The 22,936-nt window shown below is 65.3% G+C and carries 20 protein-coding genes; 11 read left to right on the top strand and 9 right to left on the bottom strand.

All coding sequences use genetic code 11. The features are described 5' to 3' along the window. Nucleotides 1-61: 61 nt before the first annotated feature. The 4 genes from HGB10_04955 to HGB10_04970 all read right to left on the bottom strand — a co-directional run bounded on the left by HGB10_04955 (nucleotide 62) and on the right by HGB10_04970 (nucleotide 6,568). Nucleotides 62-559 (bottom strand): PaaI family thioesterase, encoded by a 498-nt coding sequence (locus HGB10_04955; GenBank protein NTU71150.1) that lies wholly within the window; start codon nucleotides 557-559, stop codon nucleotides 62-64. A 42-nt stretch (nucleotides 560-601) separates the two neighbouring features. Further along, nucleotides 602-2,503 carry an ABC transporter ATP-binding protein gene (locus HGB10_04960; GenBank protein NTU71151.1) on the bottom strand — a complete coding sequence of 634 codons (1,902 nt, stop codon included), beginning with the start codon at nucleotides 2,501-2,503 and terminating at the stop codon, nucleotides 602-604. A 59-nt stretch (nucleotides 2,504-2,562) separates the two neighbouring features. Further along, nucleotides 2,563-4,296 (bottom strand): ABC transporter ATP-binding protein, encoded by a 1,734-nt coding sequence (locus HGB10_04965; protein ID NTU71152.1) that lies wholly within the window; start codon nucleotides 4,294-4,296, stop codon nucleotides 2,563-2,565. A gap of 79 nt (nucleotides 4,297-4,375) precedes the next feature. After that, nucleotides 4,376-6,568 (bottom strand): alpha/beta fold hydrolase, encoded by a 2,193-nt coding sequence (locus tag HGB10_04970; GenBank protein ID NTU71153.1) that lies wholly within the window; start codon nucleotides 6,566-6,568, stop codon nucleotides 4,376-4,378. 99 nt (nucleotides 6,569-6,667) lie between these two features. Between HGB10_04970 and HGB10_04975 the strand changes: the two genes are divergently transcribed. Next, the gene (locus tag HGB10_04975) at nucleotides 6,668-7,675 is read left to right on the top strand and encodes an acyltransferase (GenBank protein NTU71154.1); all 1,008 of its coding nucleotides are present in this window, start codon (nucleotides 6,668-6,670) and stop codon (nucleotides 7,673-7,675) included. On the opposite strand, the gene HGB10_04980 is transcribed toward HGB10_04975, so the two are convergent. Then, nucleotides 7,672-8,517 carry a hypothetical protein gene (locus HGB10_04980; protein NTU71155.1) on the bottom strand — a complete coding sequence of 282 codons (846 nt, stop codon included), beginning with the start codon at nucleotides 8,515-8,517 and terminating at the stop codon, nucleotides 7,672-7,674. The genes HGB10_04975 and HGB10_04980 overlap by 4 nt on opposite strands. Before the next feature lie 191 nt (nucleotides 8,518-8,708). On the opposite strand from HGB10_04980, the gene HGB10_04985 reads away from it, so the two are divergent. From HGB10_04985 to HGB10_05005, 5 genes are all read left to right on the top strand, one after another. Further along, nucleotides 8,709-8,885, top strand: a complete 177-nt coding sequence (locus HGB10_04985) for an SMC-Scp complex subunit ScpB (protein NTU71156.1) — start codon at nucleotides 8,709-8,711, stop codon at nucleotides 8,883-8,885. A 174-nt stretch (nucleotides 8,886-9,059) separates the two neighbouring features. Continuing rightward, on the top strand, nucleotides 9,060-9,713 hold the full coding sequence (locus HGB10_04990; protein NTU71157.1) for a hypothetical protein: 654 nt from the start codon (nucleotides 9,060-9,062) through the stop codon (nucleotides 9,711-9,713). Between the two features lie 3 nt (nucleotides 9,714-9,716). Then, nucleotides 9,717-10,604, top strand: a complete 888-nt coding sequence (locus tag HGB10_04995) for a hypothetical protein (GenBank protein ID NTU71158.1) — start codon at nucleotides 9,717-9,719, stop codon at nucleotides 10,602-10,604. A gap of 10 nt (nucleotides 10,605-10,614) precedes the next feature. Beyond that, nucleotides 10,615-11,721 carry a hypothetical protein gene (locus HGB10_05000; protein ID NTU71159.1) on the top strand — a complete coding sequence of 369 codons (1,107 nt, stop codon included), beginning with the start codon at nucleotides 10,615-10,617 and terminating at the stop codon, nucleotides 11,719-11,721. Then, nucleotides 11,721-12,662, top strand: coding sequence for a hypothetical protein (locus HGB10_05005; GenBank protein ID NTU71160.1), 942 nt, complete (start codon nucleotides 11,721-11,723; stop codon nucleotides 12,660-12,662). Before HGB10_05000 ends, HGB10_05005 begins: the two co-directional genes overlap by 1 nt. A gap of 5 nt (nucleotides 12,663-12,667) precedes the next feature. Here the strand turns inward: HGB10_05005 and HGB10_05010 are convergent, their stop codons facing one another. Beyond that, entirely contained in the window at nucleotides 12,668-14,143 is a 1,476-nt protein-coding gene (locus tag HGB10_05010) for an aminotransferase class V-fold PLP-dependent enzyme (GenBank protein ID NTU71161.1), read from the bottom strand. Between the two features lie 163 nt (nucleotides 14,144-14,306). On the opposite strand from HGB10_05010, the gene HGB10_05015 reads away from it, so the two are divergent. From HGB10_05015 to HGB10_05025, 3 genes are all read left to right on the top strand, one after another. Beyond that, nucleotides 14,307-15,572, top strand: a complete 1,266-nt coding sequence (locus HGB10_05015; GenBank protein ID NTU71162.1) for an arginine deiminase — start codon at nucleotides 14,307-14,309, stop codon at nucleotides 15,570-15,572. 113 nt (nucleotides 15,573-15,685) lie between these two features. After that, complete coding sequence (locus HGB10_05020; protein ID NTU71163.1) at nucleotides 15,686-16,216, top strand: L-2-amino-thiazoline-4-carboxylic acid hydrolase; 531 nt, start codon at nucleotides 15,686-15,688, stop codon at nucleotides 16,214-16,216. Nucleotides 16,217-16,221: 5 nt separating this feature from the next. Next, entirely contained in the window at nucleotides 16,222-16,887 is a 666-nt protein-coding gene (locus tag HGB10_05025) for a hypothetical protein (protein NTU71164.1), read from the top strand. Here the strand turns inward: HGB10_05025 and HGB10_05030 are convergent. After that, entirely contained in the window at nucleotides 16,884-18,125 is a 1,242-nt protein-coding gene (locus HGB10_05030) for a PASTA domain-containing protein (GenBank protein ID NTU71165.1), read from the bottom strand. The two genes, HGB10_05025 and HGB10_05030, sit on opposite strands and share 4 nt — an antisense overlap. 186 nt (nucleotides 18,126-18,311) lie before the next feature. Here HGB10_05030 and typA point away from each other — a divergent pair, with 186 nt between their 5' ends. Continuing rightward, nucleotides 18,312-20,120 carry a translational GTPase TypA gene (gene typA / locus HGB10_05035; GenBank protein NTU71166.1) on the top strand — a complete coding sequence of 603 codons (1,809 nt, stop codon included), beginning with the start codon at nucleotides 18,312-18,314 and terminating at the stop codon, nucleotides 20,118-20,120. Nucleotides 20,121-20,164: 44 nt separating this feature from the next. On the opposite strand, the gene HGB10_05040 is transcribed toward typA, so the two are convergent. Together HGB10_05040 and HGB10_05045 are read right to left on the bottom strand one after the other, a co-directional pair. Continuing rightward, a complete protein-coding gene (locus HGB10_05040) occupies nucleotides 20,165-21,625 on the bottom strand; it encodes a hypothetical protein (protein NTU71167.1) in 1,461 nt (486 codons plus the stop codon). Nucleotides 21,626-21,685: 60 nt separating this feature from the next. Beyond that, nucleotides 21,686-22,105, bottom strand: coding sequence for a hypothetical protein (locus tag HGB10_05045; protein NTU71168.1), 420 nt, complete (start codon nucleotides 22,103-22,105; stop codon nucleotides 21,686-21,688). Between the two features lie 113 nt (nucleotides 22,106-22,218). On the opposite strand from HGB10_05045, the gene HGB10_05050 reads away from it, so the two are divergent. Further along, the gene (locus tag HGB10_05050; GenBank protein NTU71169.1) at nucleotides 22,219-22,908 is read left to right on the top strand and encodes an iron-binding protein; all 690 of its coding nucleotides are present in this window, start codon (nucleotides 22,219-22,221) and stop codon (nucleotides 22,906-22,908) included. Nucleotides 22,909-22,936: the final 28 nt, after the last annotated feature.

Here is a 22,936-nt window from a genome sequence, read left to right on the forward strand (position 1 = left end):
CGAGCGGTGTGGAGAAACTGTCGGTCTGACGCGGAGAATCGTGTGGAGGTTGGGGCGGGCGTCAGACGTCAGCGCTTTCGGGGAGCGGGGCGTCGTCTGCGAACCACTGCGCCGTGAAGTCGCCGTCGACGATCGCGTCTATCGGCAGCTTCATGTACTTGCCGGTGGCCTCGACTGCGACCGTGCCATCGGCCAGCACGATCTCGCCGCTGCCCTCGAACAACCGCCGAGAATCGCGCGTGATGCGCGCGAAGGCGCGAACCGGCTCATCGAGCGGCACCGGCTTGCGGTAGCGGATGTTGAGCTCGACGGTGACACCCCACGCATCGTGGTCGGAGACGTTGATCGCCCGCCCGATTGTCTCATCGAGCAGGGTCGATGCGATGCCGCCGTGCAGCCGACCCGGGTAGCTCTGGTGGTGCTCTGCGGGTTCGAAGACGCCGAGTAGTTCGCCGGAGTCGAGCTCGAAGAACCGGGTGTGCAACCCGAACTCATTCTCCTGTCCGCACACCACGCACATACGGCTCACGTTCTGCGCTGCGACGATGCGACGCTCCATCGAATCGGCCCTTCGGGTTGCTCGAGTCGCCTGACGCGCAGGCTAACCCGCCTCGTCGAACGCGTCGACGAACTGGCTGTTGTACAGGTCGAAGTAGAAGCCCCGCGCAGCGAGCAGCTCCTCGTGCGTGCCCTGCTCGATGATCGAGCCGTGGTTCATGACGAGAATCACGTCGGCTTCGCGGATGGTCGACAGGCGGTGTGCGATGACGAAGCTGGTACGGCCCCTCATGAGCAGCCCCATCGCGCGTTGGATGAGCACCTCGGTGCGCGTATCGACCGAACTCGTAGCCTCGTCGAGTATGAGGACCTGCGGGTCGGCGAGGAACGCACGCGCGATCGTGAGCAGCTGCTTCTCGCCGGCCGAAACGCTGGTTGCATCGTCGTCGAGCACGGTGTCGTAGCCATCGGGAAGCGTTCGCACGAAGTGGTCGACGTGTGCGGCCTCAGCTGCCGAGATGATCTGTGCCTCGGTCGCGCCCTCGAGGCCGTACGCGATGTTCTCGCGGATCGTGCCGCTGAACAGCCACGCATCCTGCAGCACCATGCCGAACATTCGGCGCAGGTCCTCCCGCGACATGTCCGCTGCGTCCACGCCATCGATGACGATGCGCCCGGCGTCGATGTCGTAGAAGCGAAGCAGCAGGTTGACGAGCGTGGTCTTGCCGGCGCCGGTGGGGCCGACGATGGCCACGGTCTGCCCGGGTTTGACGTCGAGGTTGAGGTTCTTGATGAGTGGCTCGTCTGGCGAGTAGGAGAACGAGACGTCCTCGAGCACGATGGCGCCGCAGCAGCCGGACGGCTCGACGGAGGCGAGATCCGGCGTCTGCTCGGGCTCGTCGAGCAGCTCGAAGACCCGCTCGGCGGAGGCGACGGCGCTTTGCATGACGTTTGCGATCGAGGCGAGCTGCGTGATCGGCCAGGTGAACTGGCGCGAGTACTGGATGAACGCCTGGACGTCGCCCAATGAGAGCTGCCCCGACGCGACCTGCACGCCGCCGATGACGGCGATCGCGACGTAGTTGAGGTTGCCGATGACGGTCAGCGACGGCTGGATGATCCCCGAGATGAACTGCGCCTTGAAGCTCGCTTCGTAGAGCTTCTGGTTGTGCTCGTCGAACTTCTCGAGCGCTTCTTTCTCGCGACCGAACACTTTCACGATAGTCCGACCGGTGTGCATCTCCTCGATGTGGCCGTTGAGGGTACCGGTGTGTTCCCACTGCGCAGCGAACTGCTTCTGCGAACGCTTGGCGATGACGACTGTGACCAGTACCGAGATCGGCACCGTGAGCAGAGAAATCGCGGCAAGAACCCAGTTGATCCAGAACATCATCGCAAGCACGCCGATGACGGTGAGCAGTGACGTGATGATCTGCGTGAGGCTTTGCTGCAGCGTGTTGGCGATGTTGTCGATGTCGTTGGTCACGCGCGACAGGATGTCGCCGCGCGGGTGATCGTCGAAGTAGCGGAGCGGCAGGCGCGTGAGCTTGTCGTCGACCTGGTTTCGCAGCCGATACACGATGCTTTGCGACATCCCGACCGTGAGGTACTGCTGCAGCCACCCGAAGACTGCGCTGAGCAGGTAGACGACCGCGAGCAGCGTGAGGATGCGGCTGATTTCGCCGAAGTCCGGGCCGGTGCCCGGCGTCAGCGTCATCTTCGAGAGCATCGACGCGATCTGCTCATCACCGGGCTTGCCGCTCGCACGCAGCGCGGCGATGGCCTCATCGCCGGTTTCACCGGGCTTGAGTTGCGCGCTCATCACGCCCTGGAACAGGACGTTCGTCGCGTCGCCGAGCAGCTTGGGGCCCCACACGGTGAAGGCGACCGATACCGTGGCCAGTACGATGATGAGCGCAATCGTGAAGGCGTGCGGTGCGAGGAGCGCGAGCAGACGCGCGCCGGAGGCCTTGAAGTTCTTGGACTTCTCGGCGGGTGCGCGCATGCCGTGTCCGCCGCCGAAGCCGCCACTGCGCGAGCGAGTGGGCTTTTCGTTCTGCTCGCTCACGCTACCTCCTCCTGGCTCATCTGCGAGTACACGATCTCGCGGTAGGTCTCGCTGGACTCCATGAGCTCTGCGTGCGTCCCCATGCCGGCGATGGTGCCGCATTCCATGACGATGATGCGGTCCGCGGTCATGATCGTGCTGACCCGTTGGGCGACCACGATGACGGTGGCATCGGCAGTCTCGGCCTTGAGCGCCGCGCGCAGTTGCGAATCGGTCTTGAAGTCGAGTGCCGAGAACGAGTCGTCGAACACGTAGATCTCGGGACGCTTCACGAGTGCTCGCGCGATGGCGAGGCGTTGACGCTGTCCTCCCGAGACGCTCGTACCGCCTTGCGAGATGGTCGCTTCGAGCTGCTCGGGCATCTCGGAGATGAACTGCTTGCCCTGCGCGATGGTCAGGCAGCGCCACAGCTCTTCGTCAGTCGCATTGACGTCGCCGTAGCGCAGGTTGTCGGCCACGGTCCCGCTGAACAGGAACGCGCGCTGCGGTACGAAGCCGATGGTGCGCCACAGGTCGTCGGGGCTGAGCTCGCGGATGTCCACACCGTCGATGAGCACCGCTCCGGCGCTCACGTCGTAGAAGCGTGGGATCAGGTTGACGAGCGTTGACTTGCCGCTGCCGGTCGACCCCACGATCGCGGTGACCTCACCCGGACCCGCCGAGAAGTTGATGTTGCGCAGCACGGGGTCCTCGGCACCGGGGTAGCGGAACTCGACGTCGCGGAATTCGATGCGGCCCGAGATGTCGGACGGCAGCGCCGTCGGGTTCGCGAGGGAGGTGACCGAGGGCTCGGTGTCGAGCACGGCCTGGATGCGATCGGCCGATGCCGCCGCGCGCGGCACCATCGCGAACATCACGGTGCCCATCATGACGGCCATGAGGATCATCGAGATGTACGTGAGGTAGGCGGTGAGGTTGCCGATGGGCATCCCACCGCTCGCGACCCGGATGCTGCCGAACCACATCACCGCGACGGTCGTGAGGTTGAGCAGACCGAACAGCGAAGGAATCATGAACGCGAAGATCCGCCCCACCTTGATCGAGGTGTCCGTGAGGTCCTCGTTGGCGGCCTCGAAACGCTGGCGTTCGTAGTCGTCGCGTACGAACGCTCGGATGACCCGCACGCCCGAGAGGGTCTCACGGACGACCTGGTTGATGCGGTCCACCTTGATCTGCACCGCTTTGAAAAGCGGCATTGCCTTGCGAACGACGAGCGCGATAAACACGGTCATGATCGGGATGACCACGACGAGGATGGCCGAGAGCGCCACGTCCTCGCGCAGCGCCATGATGATGCCGCCGATACCCATGACCGGCGCGAGGATCATCATGTTGAGCGCCATCATCACGACCTGCTGGACCTGCTGGACGTCGTTGGTGTTGCGCGTGATGAGTGATGGCGTGCCGAAGGTGTTGACCTCGGTCTGAGCGAACGAGACGACGTGGCGGAAGAGAGCGGCGCGAACGTCTCGGCCAAACGCCATCGCGGTGCGCGACCCGAAATAGACGCCGACGACAGCGGCGACGCCCATCAGCGCGGTGACGCCGAGCATGACCGCTCCGATGCGCGTGATGTAAGCGATGTCGCCCTTCGCCACGCCGTTATTGATGATGTCGGCGTTGAGGCTGGGCAGAAAGAGGTTCGTCAGCGCCTGCACGAGCAGCAACGCCATCACGAGGATGAGTTGGCCGGCGTAGGGCTTCAGGTAGGTCTTCAGCAGTCTGATCATGCTGTGGCGTTCTCCAAGCGGCTGGACTGAACACGACGAGAAGACAGTCTACGCCGACCGTCGCCGCGAGGCGCTCGTGCTATTCGGACGTGGCGTCGAAGGCCTTGCCGAGTCTCGCAGTCACTCCGACGTACGTCAGCAGCGACACCCCCGAGGCGATCGAGCCGACCATGATGAGCAGCATGATGACCCGGCCGGTGAAGGTCGAACCGGCGAGCAACAGGGCGGCCGCAGCGAGCTCGGCGAGGCCCTGCGCTGCGAGGAGTCGGCGGCGACGGCTCTTGTGTGAGGAGTAGAACGCCGCGAAGAGGTTCACGACGGCGTTGACGACGAGGTAGCCGGCGACCGTGATCGCAAGGATCGCGGCCGAGATGTTGGGAGCGAGCATCAGGAAGATACCCACTGCGATGCCCGCGATGCCGGACGCCGCGTTGGTGAACCGCTCCTGTTGGATCGACTGCGTCGTGAACACACTCGTGATGAACGATATCGAGCGCGCGAACATGAAGATCGCGAACGCGATGCGAAGAACCTGCACGTCGCCCGAGGGCGGCAAGAACAGCATCGAACCGCCGAGCGCGAGGTAGAGCAGCGCGCGGAAGATGATCAATGCGTTGTCCTGAGCGAACAGCCCGGCCCAGCTCGACTGGTTCGGTCGCAGCTTTGGGTCCTTGAGCGCCTTGGCGGCGAGCTCCGATGCGGTCTGCTCGGGCACCTCGGGGTCGATGATCCGCACCGCGGTGGGCGCCATCTGGGTCGCGATATCGTGTCCCGCTTCGAGTCGCACCGTCTCAGCGCCTTCACGGCTTGCTGCGAGCGCTTCGATGTACTCGGGAACCACGAACGGATCGCGCGTCCCGTACACGAGTGTTACCGGCACATCGGGGCAGGCGCGCAGGTCCTCACCCACGTGCTCCACCTCGATGGTGTTCGCGAGGCTGCGCAGCGTCGGCGTGTACCGTGAGAGCCGCTCTCGGCCGAGAACCCCACGCACCGCACTGGTGTTGGCGAGCTTGAGACCCTTTTCGCGCAGGGGCCCGAAGTTGTCGACGAACACCGCTCTGGCCTGATCGAGCCTGCCCGAGCCCGCCTCGACGTCGCGCTCGTTGACCGGCACCGAGAACATCACGAGCCGCGTGATGCGCTCAGGGTGTTTGCGGGCGAAGGCCGCCGAGATGATCGCGCCGATCGAGTGCCCGACGATCGTTAGTGGCTGGTCGGGGTCGCGCAGCAAGGAGTCGAGCGTCAGCTCGATCGATTCAACGTGGTTGTCGACGGTGTATGGGATGTCGGTCGGCTTGGGCGATCGCCCGAATCCGAGAAGGTCGAGTGCGACCACACGGTTGCGAGTGGCGAGCGCGAGCGCCGCCTGATTCCAGAAGGACCCGTCGTTCTCGATGCCGTGGAGCATCAGGATGAGCGGCCCTTCGCCTCGGTCGAATGCGATGGAGAGGCGGCGGTCCTCGAAGCGTGTGATCTCATCAGCCATCATCGTGGGGATGTTTTGCAGCAGCATGTGATCGGCCTTGAGGTCCGCGAGGAACCTGACCTCCATGTTGGGGGCAAAGTCCCGAGCGAGCGTCTCGATCTGCGACTGGACGATGAACGCGTCGTGCTCACCGACCATGAACGTGACGGGGCAGACGACCGCCGAGAGGTTCTCGGCGAAGTTCGTTCGCTGGATGCCGTTGGCCATGTTCTTCTGCAGGATGTGCCAGTCGGTATCGAGGTCCTCGGAGTTTATGAAGCCCTGGATGAGCTTCTTGTCATCTGCCGAGAACTTCTTGAACACGTTTGAGGTGGCGAACCCGGCGCTACGGACCAAGTCGAGCACCTTCTGCGACCCCATCGTCTGGAACACAGCTTTCGCGTAGGCGCTGTCGCCCATCTGGTCGGCGTCGAGGAAGAACGGGGCGCTGATGAGCACCAGTCGCCGCACCAGCTGCGGGTACTTGGCTGCGAGGCGCACCGCCATCGGGCCACCCATGGAGTAGCCGACGAGCGTGAACGGTTCGTTGATGCCGAGGTCATCCAGCGTCGCCACGATGGCATCAGCGTGGTCATCGACGGTGTACTCGATGTCGAGTGGCTTGGGGGAGTTGCCGTAGCCGAGCTCGTCGAGCGCGATGCAGTGGCGGTCGAAGCCCATAGCCGTCACGACCGTGTCCCAGTCGTGGCCGGTGCTGTTGATGCCGTGCAGCAGCACGTAGACGGGTCCCTGGCCGCGGTCGATCGCGACGTGGAGTCGATAGGGCGATGTCGCCTGGGCCATGCGTGTCACCTCTGAGCATCGGGACTGTCGATCACTCGCGCACTTCAACCTACCTGATTCTACCCGTCCGACGGCGGAGAATTGGGCTACCCTTGGCGCATGACTGAAGGCATGCACACGAATCCGGTAGCGGCAGAGGGGGCGGCAGCCCCCGTTCGCGCTTCGGGCGGCCGCAACGACGTCATCGACGCACTCAAGTACGTAGCGATCGCGCTGGTCATTCTCGGACACCTCCTGCTACTGCGTGGCGAGTTCAACGACCTGAGTCCGGACATGCTGCGAATCATCGTCTCGATGAACATGCCGCTGTTCACAATGCTGTCCGGGTGGGTGCTGTTCGGCCGAGAAGGACGCGACCCGCTGCTCTTCATGCGCGGCAAGGTGCTGGGGTTGCTCGTGCCCTACCTCGCGTGGATCCTGCTCGAGCTGCCCAAGCGCCACGTGCCGCTGGCTGCGTATCCACTGCGTCTCTGGCGCGCGTTGCTCAACCCGGCCTATGGCATGCAGATGTGGTTCCTGTGGGCGCTGTTCATGATGTTCGCGGTCTTCACCGTCGCCCGGCTCGTGAGCCGAAACGATCTGTGGACCGCTGGTGTCGCACTCGCGATCGCGGCCGTCACGTTCTTCGTCCCGCGTGGAATGGATGGGCTGGCGCGCGTCGTGTGGCTGTACCCGTACTTCGTGCTCGGCTATCTCGCCGCGAAGCATCGCGCGAAGCTGCGGCGATTCGACGCTCCGGTGACTGTCGCCGCCGCCGTTGCGTTCGCCGGACTGTCCTGGGCGAACCTCGCCGGGCCACCGCCACTCGAGTTCGCCACCGGTATCACGGGTGCCGTGGCGGCATGCGGCATCTTCCGGTTCCTGCCTGCCGCGATTCCGGGTGCCATCGGCCCGCTCGGCAGCAAGACCCTCGGGGTCTACGGCGGTCAGATGATCCTCATGCCGTTCCTGATCCTTGGCAGCGGCTGGAGTGGCGCGATGATCTCGTGGTCGGCCGTGCTTGCCGGCTCGACCGTGCTCGCAGTCGCGTTGGACCGTTTCGCGGTCACGCGGGCGCTATTCTTGGGACAGTGGCCTCGTGCGTGGCGTGGTGGTCGGACGCGTTAGGCGCCCGACGGTGCCGGCTCCACCTGCGGAGAAGCGTGGTCGTCTTCCTCGCTGTGCCCATGAGCACCCTCGACGACCTGCAGCTCCTTGATGCCGAAGAAGTCGAGCGCGCAGGGGATGTCGACCGAGAACGCCAGGTAGAGGTGCACCGTGGTCATGATGATGAACAGCCAGTTGAAGATGTAGTGGAAGGTGCGCACGACCCACAGCGCCATCGAGGCGCTACCCATGAGCTGACCGAGCCACCAGCCGATCATCGCCTGAGTGATGGTCACGCTGGTCATCGGGATGGTCCACTTCAGCAGTGCGAGCCCGGTGAACGCCTGCGCGATCATCATGTAGAGGAAGAGGTTGTACGACATCTTCTGCAGCACGTTGTACTTGGCGACGTGCGGCTTCTGGTTACTGAAGTAGCCGTAGTAGGCGAGGATGCCGAGCGTGGACTGCAGGTCCTTCTTCCCGATGGCGAACTCGCGCCAGTCGGCGTTTGTCTTGGAGAAGAACGCGTACCACACACGCCAGATGAGTATCGCGATCACGATGAACATGAAGACGTAGTGCGTGTTACGCATGAACGTCCGAGCACCGTAGATCGAGGGGAAACGCAGGAACATGCCGGTGATGCCGAGGATGATCATCGACGTCATGTGTATGAAGTGCAGCACCTTGGGGGTCGCGGGTGGGCGCGAGTCGTGCTCGGGCCAGTGACCTTCGATGAAGGACTTACGGAACCGTCCTTTGATTACGAACAGTGCGAAGTGAAAGACGAGAAACGCCACCACGAAGATGTACAGCGCGGTGAACGCCACGTCGAGCCAGACGTTGATCTGGGTGAGCGTCATCGAAAGGTCCCTCCCCGGCAGAAAGACGGTCGTTGAATCAGACGTGCCATTGAGCCATATTCGACACCCGTCTCGTATCCCCTTGCGAGTTCATGAGGACTTCGGTCCGATGTTTTCGCGTGGCGGGCGTGATGTGTGCGCTCGGACGGGTATCTCTCACTAGCGAGTCACCGACTACCAGAGGAGCAGTTATGGATGCGAAGCAGGAAGTGATCAAGGCGATGAAGGCCGCCGGTGAGCCGCTTGCCGCGGGCAAGATCGCCGAGATGACCGGTCTTGAGCGCAAGGCCGTGGATAAGGCCATGGACGAGATGAAGAAGTCGGGCGAGATCGTCTCGCCGGTCCGCTGCAAGTGGACTCCCGCCTAGTCCGAGCCAGACGAGTCTCGCGTTGCCGCATCCGCGGCGGCGCACAAGAAGCGCCGTGCGATCGACTCGCGCGGCGCTTCTCCTGTTCCGGACACGGCATGGCAAGGTCTGGGTCAGTCCCGGGAAAGCCCCTCGGGTTCTCATCGGCGTGTCGGAGTCGTGAGAGGGGGAGGCATGCGGTTGTCAAAGGCCATCTGGGTGGCCGGACTGGCGGGGCTGATCGTCGCGGGGTCCGTGGGGCCCGCGTTCGCGTGGACCGTCGGCTCGAAGTGGGACTTGGTTGCGTGCACCGCCGGGTGCGGGCAGCAGGATTACAACAACTGGTGCGGCGTCGCGAGCACGCACGCAGTGCTGCACAACCGGGGCAAGAACATCTCGCAGGGCACCCTCGCGTCGAAGTACGGGGTCGGCAAGGCCGATGGCAGTGCCGTCGCCATCGAGCAGATGCCGGGAGTACTCAACAGCTATGTGAGCGGGTTCGATTACGTCCATGTGAAGCGAACCGACGTCACGTCACCGAGTCTGCTCGCGAGCATCGTGCAGTACTGCACCGACTACGGCTACCTCGGCATTCCATGTGTGAATCCGTACGCGTACACCAACTCCGCCGGCCAGACGTCACCCGGCCTGCCCACGTACTCGGGTACACAGCGCGGCGGGCACTACGTGGTCTTGCGGGGCTACAACTACACGTCCAGTGCGCAGACCGTCTACTACTGGGATCCGCACTACGACGCGAGTCACTACGGGTACCACGCGACCTCGTCATCGACGTTTTGGAAGTGCCTCAACTACAAGAACTGGGGCAGTCAAGGCGTGGTGTACTGAGCCGTGGGCACCCTAGGGAGACGCCAGACGCTCGTCGCGGTGGTGGTCGGACTCGTGTGGGCGCAGGCGTGCGCCGCAGTCGCGCTGTTGGTGCTGCCTCGCTATCTCATCCTCGCCGAGCGGATCGCGCTTGGCACCTGGTTCCGACTTGCGGCGTGGACGGTGGGACTGCCGTTGTCGCTCGGTGGCTCGATCTCGAGTGGCAGGGTGCTCGGCGCAGCTGAGGGCACGGTTGGGTGGGAGCCGCTCGTACTGAGCTCGTTGGTCGCTGTGACGGTATGCGTAAGTGCGGCGCAGCTACTTGCGAGCTCGGACAGGTGCCGGGTCGCGGCCTCTGCCGTCATCGCAACGGCGCTACTGGCCGGCGGCGCCGGATCCGTCATGGTCGCGCATGCTCTTTGGGATGGGCAGCGGGCCGAAGCGGTGTTCTTCGATCTGCTGGGAAGGCAAGGGGCGCCCCAGCGCGACCCGTCAGTGGTGGCGTCGGCGCGGGACTTCGCCTCGCGCTATCCGGACTCACGGTGGGCCAGCGAGGCGCTTCGGATTCAAGCGGTGGCGGCATCTGAGCGCGGCAGCACCGCGGAGGAGGTCGAGCTCTGGGAGCGGTTCTCGGCGTGCTTTCGCAATCGCGCGGCCCCTGGCGTGGCAATCGCCGAGTACAACCTCGGGCGGTGTGCTCGGCGGATCGGATCGCGCGCGGTTGCAGCGGAGCACTTCGCCGCAGCGCTGGCCTTGATCGACCGGCGCGACGACGGGGTTCAGAGCTGGATCGCAACGGCTTCGCTTGCGGGCCTGCGCGATCTGGCCAGGGAGCGCGGCCGCCACGCGCTCGCGAGCAGGTGGGACGAGGAGTTCCGACGGGCTTCTCGGGCAGAAGCAATCGAACGGTGAGGTGGGGATGATGAATCAGATGCGTGCTCGGTGGGGGATGGCAGCAATCTTCGTGGTGGCGGCGACCGTGGCATTGTTTGCGGTGCCGGCACTGCTCGAACGGGCGACGGTGGCGCACGCGGAGGAGCTGCGCACGCGGTGCGTGAAGGGGTTTTCGACGAAGCGGGCATGGCGTGCGGAGCTTGTGGTGACCGAGCGGGGCTCCGATGGCGAACGCGCATCGCAGGTCCAGCAGCTGGTCGTTCGTGGGCCGGGGCAGTATCGGCTGGTGGTTCGCGAACGCGACGGTCGAGGCCGAGAAGTCGTGTCGACCACCGTGCGGACCGGCTCGACCATGCGCACGGTACGGACGCTCGGTGACGGTTCGACGGAACTGCATCTCGTGAGCGGCATGCGCCCAGTGCTGTCCCTTGGGCGAGACAATCTGCTCGGGCAGACCGTCGAGGCGGTGGCTTCGACGCGAGCGCTCAAGGTCGTGGGATCCGGCTCGCACGGTGGGAGGCCCACAGATCGCCTGGCGCTCGGCGCGGACCGTTTCGTGTGGGTGGACCGAGAGACCGGCCTGCCGGTAGAGGAGCAGGTTGTCTCCAACGGTGAGGTGGTGCACAGCGTTCAGGTTCGGCATTTCGAGGATGACGCGGCGATCAGCGACGCCGAGTTCGCTGCCGCAACCGTGTCGGGTGCTCGCGCGCTTATCGAGGAGGATCTGGGCTTTCGTGAGGTGGCTGGTCCGGCGGACGCGTCGATTGCGCTGGGCTTCACTCCGCGCTCGGTCGATCCGTCAGCTGGTCTTGCGGTTCGACTCCAGGGATACGTGGATCCGACGGTGACGATAGGCGATGGCCCTGCTGAAGGCGCGTTCGTGGTTGCGCTCGCCGGCTCGCGAGGGGAGGCGATTGTGACGCAGGTTGCCCGCGACGATGCGGCGGGCACGGTCGCGGCGGCGCTGGGCGGCGCCGACGATGGTCGTGGCGTGCTGGTTGCAGGGCAACCTGCGGTGGTCTTCGACGAGGCGGGGCTCGTCCGACTGGTCTTCGCCCGAGAGGGGCTGCTCGTCACGGTCGAGACCGACTTGGGCGAGGCTGAAGCCATCAGCCTAGCCGAGGGGGTGCGGTGATGCGGTTGCCAGCGGCATGGGCGCGCAGGCGGTCACGAGTTGCGGCACTCGCTGTGGTGCTCGCGCTTGGGCTGGTGCAGGCTGGATGCGGTGCGCGTCCGGCTGCGCCAAGCGACCCCGGCCCGCCGGCGGCGCCGTCATGGCAGCCGACCGGGTCGCCGCCTGCCATCGCTGAGGGCATCACGTTCGTTCGTGCAGGATCCGCGTTCGTGGTGCGCGAGGGCCGCATGCGGTCGATCGGGGAAGCTGGCCGGGAGGTGATCGCGGTCGGCTACTCCTCGGACCGCGAAGCGCTCGTCATCGCCGAGGTGAATAGCGCGGCGCATAACGTCCGGCTCGCGCCGCTGAGACTGGACGCCGGCTCCGGCCCGGTCCTGGCCGTTTCGGGGGAGCTGGGAACTGCGCGTGCGACCGGCGCAAGTGCGAGCGTGTACTACTCCGTGCACGGGTATCCGTCGGCACGTCTGTTTGCGGCTGACGCGCGCGATTTGGCGAGCCGGCCCGCCTCGATCGGCTTGGGGGACGACTTCAGTGGCGAGTTCGACGTGAGCAGCGGCGGCGTGGTCGTGTACACGGGCACGCATCAGAATCCGGCCAGCGTCTTCCTGCGGGCCCGCAGTCGCAGCAGGCCGATCGTGGAGGGCTTCGCGACGGCGTTCACCCCGGCGCTCTCGCCCGATGCCGAGCAGATCGCGTTCACGGGAACCGCTCGGGAAGGCGACGCGATCGCACTCTGGGTGGTGGATGCCGCGGGCACGCGGCCCCGGTTGGTCACCGGCTCAGTGGGGTTGGTGCCCACCTGGCCGGTCTTCTCGGGGGATGGCGAGCGCATCGCATTTCGCTCGGCGGCGGACGGCACGATCTGGGTTGCCAGCGGGGACGGCACCGCGGGTCCTACGCCCACCGGCGTCGCATGCGACGACGCTCCCCTAGGGTGGTGAGACGACTAACCCGGTTGCGACACCGCTTCCGCGCTGCGGTCGCGGAAGCCTGTTACGAACGCGAGGAAGCGATACACGTCTGAGAAGTCCGACGCCAAACCAAGTGATACCCGCATCGTGTTGGGCATCTTGCCGGTCGCATCGCGGATGATCTCGTGGCACTCGGAGAACGTGACCGGCTTGGCCTTGCCGACGAAGCACTCGGCCATCTCATCGCGCTCGATGTCGTGTGCCACCTCGCCATCACCGGGGTTACAGAAGCACCCGGTGCGTAGCGAGATCAGTTCCTGACCTGCGAGGCTCTCAAGCAGATGGACGTCGAGGACCTCGCCGGCCGGGTCGAGCAGGTAGAAGGCGATCGTCGCCCCGCGGCACTCCATGTCCGTCGGGCCGAACACCTGGATGAGCGGCGCTCCGGAGGTGTGCGTCAGCGCTGTCATCTCTGCCAACAGCCAACTCGCTAGGGCCGTGACGCGCGAATGGATCGAGTCGACGCCGGCTGACTGCACGTGCGCCAACCCGATCCGCACCGCCGGCAGGCCGAGGTAGTCGACGGTGCCGTCCTCAAAGCCGGTGTGCCCGGGCGCGAGGTGGTGCCAGCCATCACCCTGAACTGAGGCGAGCGTGATCGTGCCACCGGCGAACCACGGGCGCTTGAGCTTCGCGAGGGCTTCTCGGCGGGCGATGAGGGCTCCCACGCCCGTGGGGTAGCCGAACATCTTGTAAAACGACAGCGGCACGAAGTCGGGCTTCACGACCGACAGGTCCAAGCGGTTCGTCGGGGCGAATGCCGCGCAGTCGAGAAGCACGTCCCAGCCGTTGTCATGCGCGATGTCGACCCAGTCCAGCGGGTGCTGCACGCCGCTGAAGTTCGATTGTGCAGGGAACGCGAACAGGTTGGACTTGCCCGGCGCGGCCTTAGCGAGCTCGGCTTCGACCATTGCGCAGTCGAGCCGCAGGTCGGGCGCGCCCACAGGCAGGTAGGTGACGCTCGCGCCACGCATCCGTGCGAACTCGCGGATGCCGTTGACCGAGTTGTGGTTGTCGTAGGTGAGGAGGTAGCGATCGCCCGCTTCGAACGGGTAGGACTCGCCGACCAGCTTGAGCGCTCCGCTGGCGTTGGGCGTGAACACGACGTCGTACTCGGCGGGGTCGGCGTTGAAGAACGCGAGTACCGCGTCGCGGGCCTCTTCGACCAGTTGCGTGCTCGCGAGCGAGGTCGGGTTGTGCGAGTGCGGGTTGCCCAGCACGCTGTCCGCGAGCAGTTCGAGGTGCGTACGAATCTGGGACTCGGCGTACAGGCCGCCGCCGGTGTAGTCGAGATAGACGTGCCCGAGCCGGTCGAGCCGCGAGTAGTCGTGCGCACGCAGTTCGTCGAGGTGAGCGGTGCCCGCATAGTCCGGATACGCCGAGCGAAACTCGCTCAAGGCCGCTTCGAAGCGGTCGGGCTCGTAGGTTGTGTGAGCGCCGTCGTCTCCCATGGATGTCGTGTGCTGCTCGGCCATGCTGGCTCCTATCGGGTATGCATACACCGGGGGTGATGGTGAACCAGTCACCGTGCCCTGACAACTGCGGCGTATACGCTGTGCGCCTCGGACGATACGATACTGCGGTGTTCGCACACTTCGGAAGTTGGGGGATCAGATGCCTGCGTTCGGCGTGCACTCTGAAGTGGGGCGGCTGCGTAAGGTGCTCGTGCACCGACCGGGCGCCTGTCTTGAGCGGCTGACGCCCTCCAACCGCACCGAGTTCCTCTTCGACGACGTCGTCTGGGTCGAGCGCGCGCGGCGCGAGCACGACGCATTCACCGACGTCATGCGCGACCGAGGCGTCGAGGTCTTCTACCTGCAGGATCTTCTCGCCGAGACGCTCGACGCAGCGTCCGAGGTCCACGGGCACATCATCGACCGGGCCGTCTCGTCGTACACAGTCGGTCTGTCCATGGTCAACGAGCTGCGCGACTGGCTGCTCGACCTGGACTCCAAGCGGCTGTCCGACGTCCTCGTCGGCGGGCTGCTCATCTCCGAGCTCGACGGCCTCGATCTCTCCTCGCTCAACCGCCATTCACTCGGTGCCGTGCTCGCCGAGCCGGACTCGTTCGTCTTGCCGCCGCTGCCCAACTCCGTGTTCATGCGTGACTCGAGCGCATGGCTCTACGGCGGCGTGGTGCTGCCGCCGCTGTTCTGGAACGCGCGCCGTCTCGAGGTCGCCAATGTCGCGGCCATCTACCGTCACCATCCCATGTTCGCCGACGACGACTTCGAGTTCTGGTATCCGCCGTCGGGCCGCGCCGAGAACCTCGTGCTTGAGGACGTCGGCCACGGCGCGAGCCTCGAAGGCGGCGACCTGATGCCGATCGGCAACAAGACGGTGCTCGTTGGGCTCGGCGAACGCTCTACCGGCCGCATGGTCGAGCACGTCGCGCGAACGCTCTTCGCCGCCGGCGCAGCCGAGCGTGTCATCGCCTGCCGTATGCAGCAGGACCGCTCGTACATGCATCTCGACACCGTCTTCGGCCTCGTCGATCGCGATGCGGTCTCGCTCTACCCGCCGGTCGTTGACGCGATGACCGTCTACAGCGTACGGCCGGGTGACGGCAAGAACGCGTTCGACGTCACCCAGGAGCGCTGCCTGCTCGACGCGGTGCAGGACGCGCTTGGCGTGGACAAGCTGCGCACGATCGTCACGGGCGGCAACACATTCCAGGCTGCGCGTGAGCAGTGGGACGACGCCAACAACGTCGTCACCATCGAGCCCGGCGTCGTGGTCGCTTACGCGAAGAACACGCGTACCAACGCCAACCTGCGGGCGGCGGGCATCGAGGTCATCGAGATCGAGGGCGCCGAGCTCGGCAAGGGCCGCGGCGGCTGCCACTGCATGACCTGCCCGCTGCAGCGCGACGGGCTGTAGCGACCCGCGACGAGCGTTGCACGGTAGTACGATGTCCACACGACGTCACGCAAGCGCCGCATGCCGGTTGCGGGGCGCGTCACCTGTCGAGACGCAGCGCCAAGGAGACCGCAATGACTGACGCCGAACGCATAGCAGAGTTTGAGGCCGCCCTCGAAGCATCGCGTGCCGAGACCCGCTCGGCATTCACGAACCGCGCGCTCATCTACGCTGCCATCTACGATGAGCTGTCCTGGGAGATAGGCGACGAGCGCGCGACCGACATCATGAAACGCGCCATCCACGCGCGCGGCCACGAAGTCGGCAAGAAGTACCGTCCGGCGGTTCGCCGCGGTGACCTCGACGAGGTCGCCCGCATCTTCTGCGAGGGCTCTCCGTGCGCCGGCGCGCTCTTCACGCCCGGCGTCGAGGAGCGTTCTGACGGGCGGCTGGTCCTGCGTATGGAGTCGTGCCCCCTCAAGGACGCCTGGGTCGCCGAGAACCGCTCTCCCGAGCAGATCGATCACCTCTGCGAGATCGCTGCGGCGGTCGACGAGGGCACGTTCGAGAGCGCCGGGCTCGAACTGACGTTTCTGGAGCGTCTCGGCCAGGAGGGCGCGTCGCGCTGCGTGCTCGAGCTCATCCATCGCGAAGGCACGGACTAGCGCGCATGCGGGTGATGACCTACAACATCCGGCACGGTCAGGGTGAGGATGGCTGGGTCAGCAACGCCCGGGTCGCCAAGGTCATCGCCGAGGCGAACGTCGACATCGTGGGGCTCAATGAGGTCTGGCGGATGGGCGACTTCTTTCATCAGCCGGCTGCATTCGAGCGGCTACTCGCGACCAGCATCGTGTTCGAGCGCAACGTGAAGCTGGCGTTCCTGGAGCAGGGGAACATGGTCTCCACGCGTGGTGACATCAAGCACCACGAGAACATCGAACTTCCGAGCTGGGGCGAGATGCGAAGCTGCCTTCTCGCACGCATCGAACTCGACGGCGAGGAAGTGGCGTTTGGCTCGGCGCACCTGTCGCTCAACCGGAAGATGCGCGCGCGCCAGGTGCGAGCGCTGGTCGAGGTGCTTCCGCGCGATGTGCCGCTGGTTCTCGCGGGCGACATGAACTGCCTTGCGCACGAACTCGATCCGCTCAAGGAGTTCCTCACCGTCGTCGATGCCCCCGCAACCTACCCGGCGTTCTGGCCGCAGCGCGCACTCGACCACATCGCGTTCAGTTCACACTGGGAGCTCGAGCACGTGTCATCGGTCGACACGAAGGCTTCTGACCATCGACCGGTCGTCGCGCAGCTTAAACGCACTGCGCAGGGCGCAGGCTAGCGCAGGTACAGACCGGTCCACACGTTGAAGTCCCGGTCGTAGAGCGTCGTGCCACCGTTGGTGTGGCGGACTCGGACGCATCCGGTCCGGTTCGCAGCCGAGAGGTTGACGGTGTACGCGGGTCGAAACTCGATGTTCCACGAGACCCACTTCGAGTCTGTGGGAACGTTGCAGATGATGAGCCGAGCCTGGGGCGTGGGTTCGTCAGCCGAGAACGTCTCGCTCCAATACTGGGGGAAGACGATCCAGTCCGAGTCCGGTGTCGCCGAATCCGAGCTGGGGGCGAACACGGGCTTGCCCAACGACCAGGCGATATCGCGCGAGAGGTTGACCGGAAGCATCGACAGCATGTGGGTGTCGAAGTCCGTCAGGCACACCGCGCCAACGCCCGTGGCTTTGTCGCCGGACCCAGGAGCCCGAAGGAACACGACGTACTTGCCGCTCGGGGCGACCACCGGGTCGGTGTCCCAGTCGCCGGTGGACGTGACCTGGCGCGCAGATCCGCCCGGAGTGAGGCGCACGTAGATGTCGCCACCCGAGGACCAGGCGTTTGCGTCGGGATATGCGTCGGTGCAGTTCATGATCTTGGGATCGTTGCCGGTTCCGGTGCCGGTGGACGCGAGGTTGAGGCCCGAGTCGGTATCCGAGCGATCAACAGCGACTGCAGCCATCGACTGCGAGCCGAGTGAGTAGTAGACGGTCACGGTTGAGTCGGGCATCGCGAGCGACCCCGCGGGTGGCGACTGCGAGACCGCCACGCCCTCGGGTACGTCGTCGCTGTACTCCTCGGAGCTCGAGACCTTGAATCCCGCCTGAAGTACCTTGACGCTGGCGCTCGCCGAGTCCTGACCGATGACGTTTGGCACCGAGATCAGGTTTCCACCGGCTGCGACCAGAAGGTCGATGCTCGAGCCCTTGCGCACGGTGAGACCTGCCGCGGGGGCCTGCTCGCGGACGGTGCCGGGCTTCGTTCCGTCCGCCGCTATTTCGCTCACGTCACCTGTGGTGAAACCGGACTTCTCCAACTTCGCCTCGGCGTCGGATCGTGAAAGGCCGGTGAGGTTGGGGACTTTGGCGGTGACCGCCAAGAGCCACAGCAGCAGCAGGATCGCACCGAGGGCGAGCAGCGCGAGAACGAGCCACCCGCCGCGCGAGTTGCGGGGCTTGTCGCCTTGCGGCTCGGTTACGGGCTCGTCTTCTCCCGCGTAGTCAGGCTGTGTGTCGAACTCGGCTGCCATGCGGCTGCCTTTCCCAGGCTGTGGCGCATTCACACGCGCCACTATGGTACGGCAGATTAGGCGAGATTAGCGAGGGCTTGGGCGGGGAAATCGCTGAAAGAGCCCGCCGTGGTATGCTTCGCGCTTGCGCTTGCGCCCAATTGAGGTGCCTGGAACCATCCGGCTACACGGACACGGAGTCACATCATGCGTCAGAACGACGTCAGAAACATCGCAATCATCGCCCACGTCGACCACGGCAAGACCACGCTCGTGGACCGACTGCTTCACACTACCCACGTATTCCGAGAGAACCAGCAGGTCGCCGAGCGTGTGCTCGACAGCAACGACCAAGAGCGGGAACGCGGAATCACGATTCTCGCGAAGAACATCTCGATCCGGTATCGCGACACCAAGATCAACGTCATCGACACGCCGGGCCACGCTGACTTCGGTGGCGAGGTCGAGCGCGTCCTGAAGATGGCCGACGGCTGCCTGCTGATCGTCGACGCCTTCGAAGGCGCCATGCCGCAGACGCGCTTCGTCCTCAAGCATGCTCTCGAGCACGGCCTCAAGCCCATGGTCGTCGTCAACAAGATCGACCGCCCGGGCGCTCGCCCGCTTGAGGTGATTGACGAGGTCTTCGACCTCATGCTCGACCTGGGCGCCAACGACGCGCAGCTCGACTTCCCGGTGGTCTACACCAGTGCTGTCAACGGCTATGCGCGCAACGAGCCCGACGACGGCAACATGGACATGACCCCGCTGCTTGACGCGATCATCGACCACATCCCCGCACCGGACTGCGATGCGACCGGCCCGGTTGCCATGCAGGTCTGCACCATCGACTACTCGAGCTTCGTCGGTCGTATCGGCATCGGCCGTGTGTACTCGGGCACGCTGCACAATGGTGAGCGCATCCTCGTCATCAAGAACGACGGCTCGCGCTACCAGGCCAACGTCAAGGCGCTTTACACCTTCGAGGGCATGGGACGCGCCGAGGCCGAGGCGGTGCACGCCGGCGATCTGTGCGCCGTCGTGGGTATCGAGGATGCGGATATCGGTGACATGTTCACGTGTCGTATCGACCCCATCACGCTCGCTCCCATCCACGTGGAAGAGCCCACGATGTCGATCGTGTTCGCCCCCTCGACGAGCCCGCTCGTCGGCCAGGAGGGCGACATCGTCGGAGGTCGCCAGATCAAGGAGCGACTCCTTCGCGAAGCCGAGTCCAATATCTCGATGAACATCAACGAGACCGAGGACAAGAGCGGCATGGAGGTCGCCGGTCGTGGCGTCTTGCACCTGTCGGTGCTCATGGAGACGATGCGTCGCGAAGGCTATGAGTTCCAGGTGGGTCGACCGCAGGTCATCATCAAGCGCGAAGGCAGCAAGAAGCTCGAGCCGATCGAGACAGCGGTCGTCGACGTGCCGTCCGAGTACGCCGGTAAGGTCATCGAGATCTTCGGCTCACGCTCGGGCGAGATGACCGACATGGTCCAGCGCGACGAGCACGTACACCTTGAGTTCAAGATCCCGTCGCGAGGCGTGATGGGTCTGCGTACCCGCATCCTCAATGCGACTCGTGGCGAGGCGACGCTCTTCCACCACTTCGCCGAGTACGGCCCCTATAAGGGCGATCTCGGCGGGCGCCAGAACGGCTCGATGGTGGCAATGGCCACCGAGAAGTCGGTCGCCTTCGCGCTGGACTCACTACAGCAGCGCGGCAAGATGTTCATCGGCCCGGGTGTGGCGTGCTACGAGGGCATGATCGTCGGCGAGGCTGCCAAGGAAGGCGACCTGGTCGTCAACGTCGCGAAGGCCAAGCAGCTCACCAACACGCGTGCGGCATCGGCCGACAAGGGCATCTCGCTCGCCCCGCCGATCACCTTCACGCTCGAAGAGGCGCTTGAGTACATCGAGGACGACGAGCTCGTCGAAGTCACGCCCAAGAGCATCCGGCTGCGTAAGCGACTGCTGTCGGCTAACGACCGCAAGAAGGCCGGCCGCTCCTAGCCTCTGAGTCGGCACCGACGCGCTGAAGAGCGAACCGCCGGAGTTTACGGAGCGGTCGTGGCGCCGCGGCTCGGGAAGACCCGCACGAATACGAGACTGGCCAGCATTGCCATGGTCGTCTGGAAGTTCAGCGCCCAGTAGTAGTCCCACTCGCTCTTGCTGAACGCGGTGAGAAACACGAGCGGGACCAGGGCCACGAACAGCAGCGTCCAGCGCAGCCATGACTCCTTGACGAGCGCACCGCCGACCACCGACGCGACCGCGATGGTGGGCAGCAGCGTCTGATAGTAGGGGAACAGCCCGCCGAATCGGATGGCCGTCAGCGTTCGCGGTATCCCCGTGCTGTGCATCCACTCCTGCAGTGACGGCAGGCCTCCGGAGTTGGCCGCAGGCGCCGAATCGATGTGGATCCCCAGCGCCAGCAATGGCCCTGCGAACGCCACGATCAGGCCCGGGAGCCAGCGCTTACGCTCGCCGCCGAACCACCAGGCGATCGCCCAGGCCGGAAGGTAGATCGCACTCAACTCGCGGAATGCGACAGCAAGCGTGATCAGGATCGCGCTGGCGAGGAACTGCCGTCTCACGAGCAGCGCGACAGCTCCGATCACGACGACGCTCGCCCATAGCTCGGCCAGCGTGAACCACATGCCGCCCAGAGCCGCATACACGTAGAAGGACACCATCAACTGCGCGCCGAGCATGGCGACGCCGTCGTTGACGAACTTGCGCGCGGCGAACCAGGTCAGGATCACGCCGAGCCAGGCCCAGAAGATGAAGCCGTTGAGGATCGCCGTTCCGCCCGTAGCACCGGGCAGGTAGTTCCAGAGCACGAAGAGTGTCGGTTCGCGGAAGTTGAGCGCACCGGGGACCGTGCCCGCCTGCCTGCTGTCTTCATCCCATGCGAGCTGGAACGACTGGTAGTAGCCCAGCCCCGAGCGCATGTAATCGACTGTCTTGATGAAGATATAGGGGTCGATGGCGTACTGCTCGGCTTGTGGCACAGCTGCGGCCTTCGCGCGCACCGTCGAAAGTTCGCTCTTGAGTGGTCCCCCGATCACACCGAGCGACCAGAACAGCGTCCCGGAGAGAACGACGATGACGATGCCCACCGTGAACCACTCGGGCTCACGCGGCAGGAATCGTGCGATGAGACCCGCGGCCAACGGGGGAAGGATGACGGCGCCGAGCATCATCGTGCCCGCCGAGATAGGTGTGTTGGCAGTGGCGACCGCGATCAGTCCGATGACGGAGCCGATCAGCGCGGTTGCCGCCGCGTATCCCCACTCTTTGCGCTCGAAGAGCAGCCCTGCGGCCAAGCCGGTCAGGAGTCCGCGCACGATGAGCGTGCCCGAGAAGAACGCTGTCTTCTCGGGGCCGATCACGAAGAGGAACGACAGCGCCGCCACGAGGGATGCTGCGACCAGCCGCCACACAGGGAACGACATCGGTGTCTTCGATGGCTTGGTCGACGCGACCGGTTTGCGACTCGACTTCTTCTTGCTCACGTGCGATCTCCCCCGTGGTCCGCATGTGGTTCAGCGGGAGAAGTCTACACCAGCGCCGCCCTAGCGATGAGCCGCGGGGAGCGCCTCTCGGGCGCGCGAGAGCGCTATGCCGAGCACGAGAAGTCCGAGCAACACGCCGGCGATCTGCACCAGCGTGAAGCCGTGGGGGAGCGCGCCGGTGCGATGCGCGCTGCCGCGTGCGATCTGCGACTGCGATCCGTCGTTGGTGAAGCCGAGCGAGCCGGTGCGCAGCGCCTGGCCGTAGTCGATGACGACCGGCTCGGCCGATGCACCGTTCTGGATCGTGACGACGCTCGAGTCGACGCCGATCCGAATGTCGGCGAGCGCCGCGAAGGCGCTGGCGACGGCTGATTCACCCGCCGGGGCCACGCCCGCGGCCTCGCTCGCGAACGCTGACGGCGCGACGAGGCAGCCGATGAGCATCAGCGCTACGGTGTAACGGGCGAAGCGGACGAGCACGGTGAACCTCCCAACGGCGGAGACGAAGCGCCTCCACACTGGTATCGGCCGCGTTGCTCGTGCGCTGTGTGATACTCATCACCGGGATCGGCACTCAACCGAGGGGATTGCCCATGAAGCCGGCATCGGGCGTACGCATACGAGTCACCAAGAACGGTCCGTACATCGTCTCGGGGCTCGTTCCGATGACCGTGGAGTCGATCGTGTGCGACGACGAGGGCGAGTCGCGCGAGTGGCGAGTCGACTCGCGGCTTATGGACCGCGAGAGCTGCGGACTGTGCCGCTGCGGCAAGTCAGACGCGAAGCCGCTATGTGACGGCAGCCATGCGCTACTCGGCTTCGACGGCACCGAGGTCGCGAGCCGCGCTCCCTACGCCGAGCAGGCCGAGATGGTCCACGGTCCCAGGCTCGACCTCGCCGACGCGCGCTCACTGTGCGCCGACGCGCGCTTCTGTCATCGCGACGGTGCGGTGTGGCATCGCATCCTCGAGGACTCCGACGAGGCCGAGCAGCTCGTGCGCGACGAGTGCGAGCTGTGCCCTTCGGGTCGCTACACGGCCATCGACTCGGAGTCGGGGGAGCGCCTCGAGCCGCAACTCGACCCGTCGATCGCGTTCGTGCAGGACGTGAAGGCGGCCGTGAGCGGGCCCATCTGGGTGCGCGGCGGCATCGAGGTCGAAGCGGCGGACGGCGAGACCTACGAGGTCCGCAACCGCGTGACGCTATGCCGCTGTGGCCAGAGCAAGAACAAGCCGTTCTGCGACGGCAGTCACGTGGAGTGCGGCTTCCACGACCACCTGTAGGTCGCGGCGCGGGGCCGCGCACCCGCGA

The organism is Coriobacteriia bacterium, assembly GCA_013334745.1.
Classification (GTDB): domain Bacteria; phylum Actinomycetota; class Coriobacteriia; order Anaerosomatales; family JAAXUF01; genus JAAXWY01.

Bases quoted from the DNA above. Each gene is read 5' to 3' on its own strand.
- HGB10_04955 (NTU71150.1), bottom strand. From the start codon at position 559: ATGGAGCGTCGCATCGTCGCAGCGCAGAACGTGAGCCGTATGTGCGTG.
- HGB10_04960 (NTU71151.1), bottom strand. From the start codon at position 2,503: ATGCGCGCACCCGCCGAGAAGTCCAAGAACTTCAAGGCCTCCGGCGCG.
- HGB10_04965 (NTU71152.1), bottom strand. From the start codon at position 4,296: ATGATCAGACTGCTGAAGACCTACCTGAAGCCCTACGCCGGCCAACTC.
- HGB10_04970 (NTU71153.1), bottom strand. From the start codon at position 6,568: ATGGCCCAGGCGACATCGCCCTATCGACTCCACGTCGCGATCGACCGC.
- HGB10_04975 (NTU71154.1), top strand. From the start codon at position 6,668: ATGACTGAAGGCATGCACACGAATCCGGTAGCGGCAGAGGGGGCGGCA.
- HGB10_04980 (NTU71155.1), bottom strand. From the start codon at position 8,517: ATGACGCTCACCCAGATCAACGTCTGGCTCGACGTGGCGTTCACCGCG.
- HGB10_04985 (NTU71156.1), top strand. From the start codon at position 8,709: ATGGATGCGAAGCAGGAAGTGATCAAGGCGATGAAGGCCGCCGGTGAG.
- HGB10_04990 (NTU71157.1), top strand. From the start codon at position 9,060: ATGCGGTTGTCAAAGGCCATCTGGGTGGCCGGACTGGCGGGGCTGATC.
- HGB10_05000 (NTU71159.1), top strand. From the start codon at position 10,615: ATGAATCAGATGCGTGCTCGGTGGGGGATGGCAGCAATCTTCGTGGTG.
- HGB10_05005 (NTU71160.1), top strand. From the start codon at position 11,721: ATGCGGTTGCCAGCGGCATGGGCGCGCAGGCGGTCACGAGTTGCGGCA.
- HGB10_05010 (NTU71161.1), bottom strand. From the start codon at position 14,143: ATGGGAGACGACGGCGCTCACACAACCTACGAGCCCGACCGCTTCGAA.
- HGB10_05015 (NTU71162.1), top strand. From the start codon at position 14,307: ATGCCTGCGTTCGGCGTGCACTCTGAAGTGGGGCGGCTGCGTAAGGTG.
- HGB10_05020 (NTU71163.1), top strand. From the start codon at position 15,686: ATGACTGACGCCGAACGCATAGCAGAGTTTGAGGCCGCCCTCGAAGCA.
- HGB10_05025 (NTU71164.1), top strand. From the start codon at position 16,222: ATGCGGGTGATGACCTACAACATCCGGCACGGTCAGGGTGAGGATGGC.
- HGB10_05030 (NTU71165.1), bottom strand. From the start codon at position 18,125: ATGGCAGCCGAGTTCGACACACAGCCTGACTACGCGGGAGAAGACGAG.
- typA (NTU71166.1), top strand. From the start codon at position 18,312: ATGCGTCAGAACGACGTCAGAAACATCGCAATCATCGCCCACGTCGAC.
- HGB10_05050 (NTU71169.1), top strand. From the start codon at position 22,219: ATGAAGCCGGCATCGGGCGTACGCATACGAGTCACCAAGAACGGTCCG.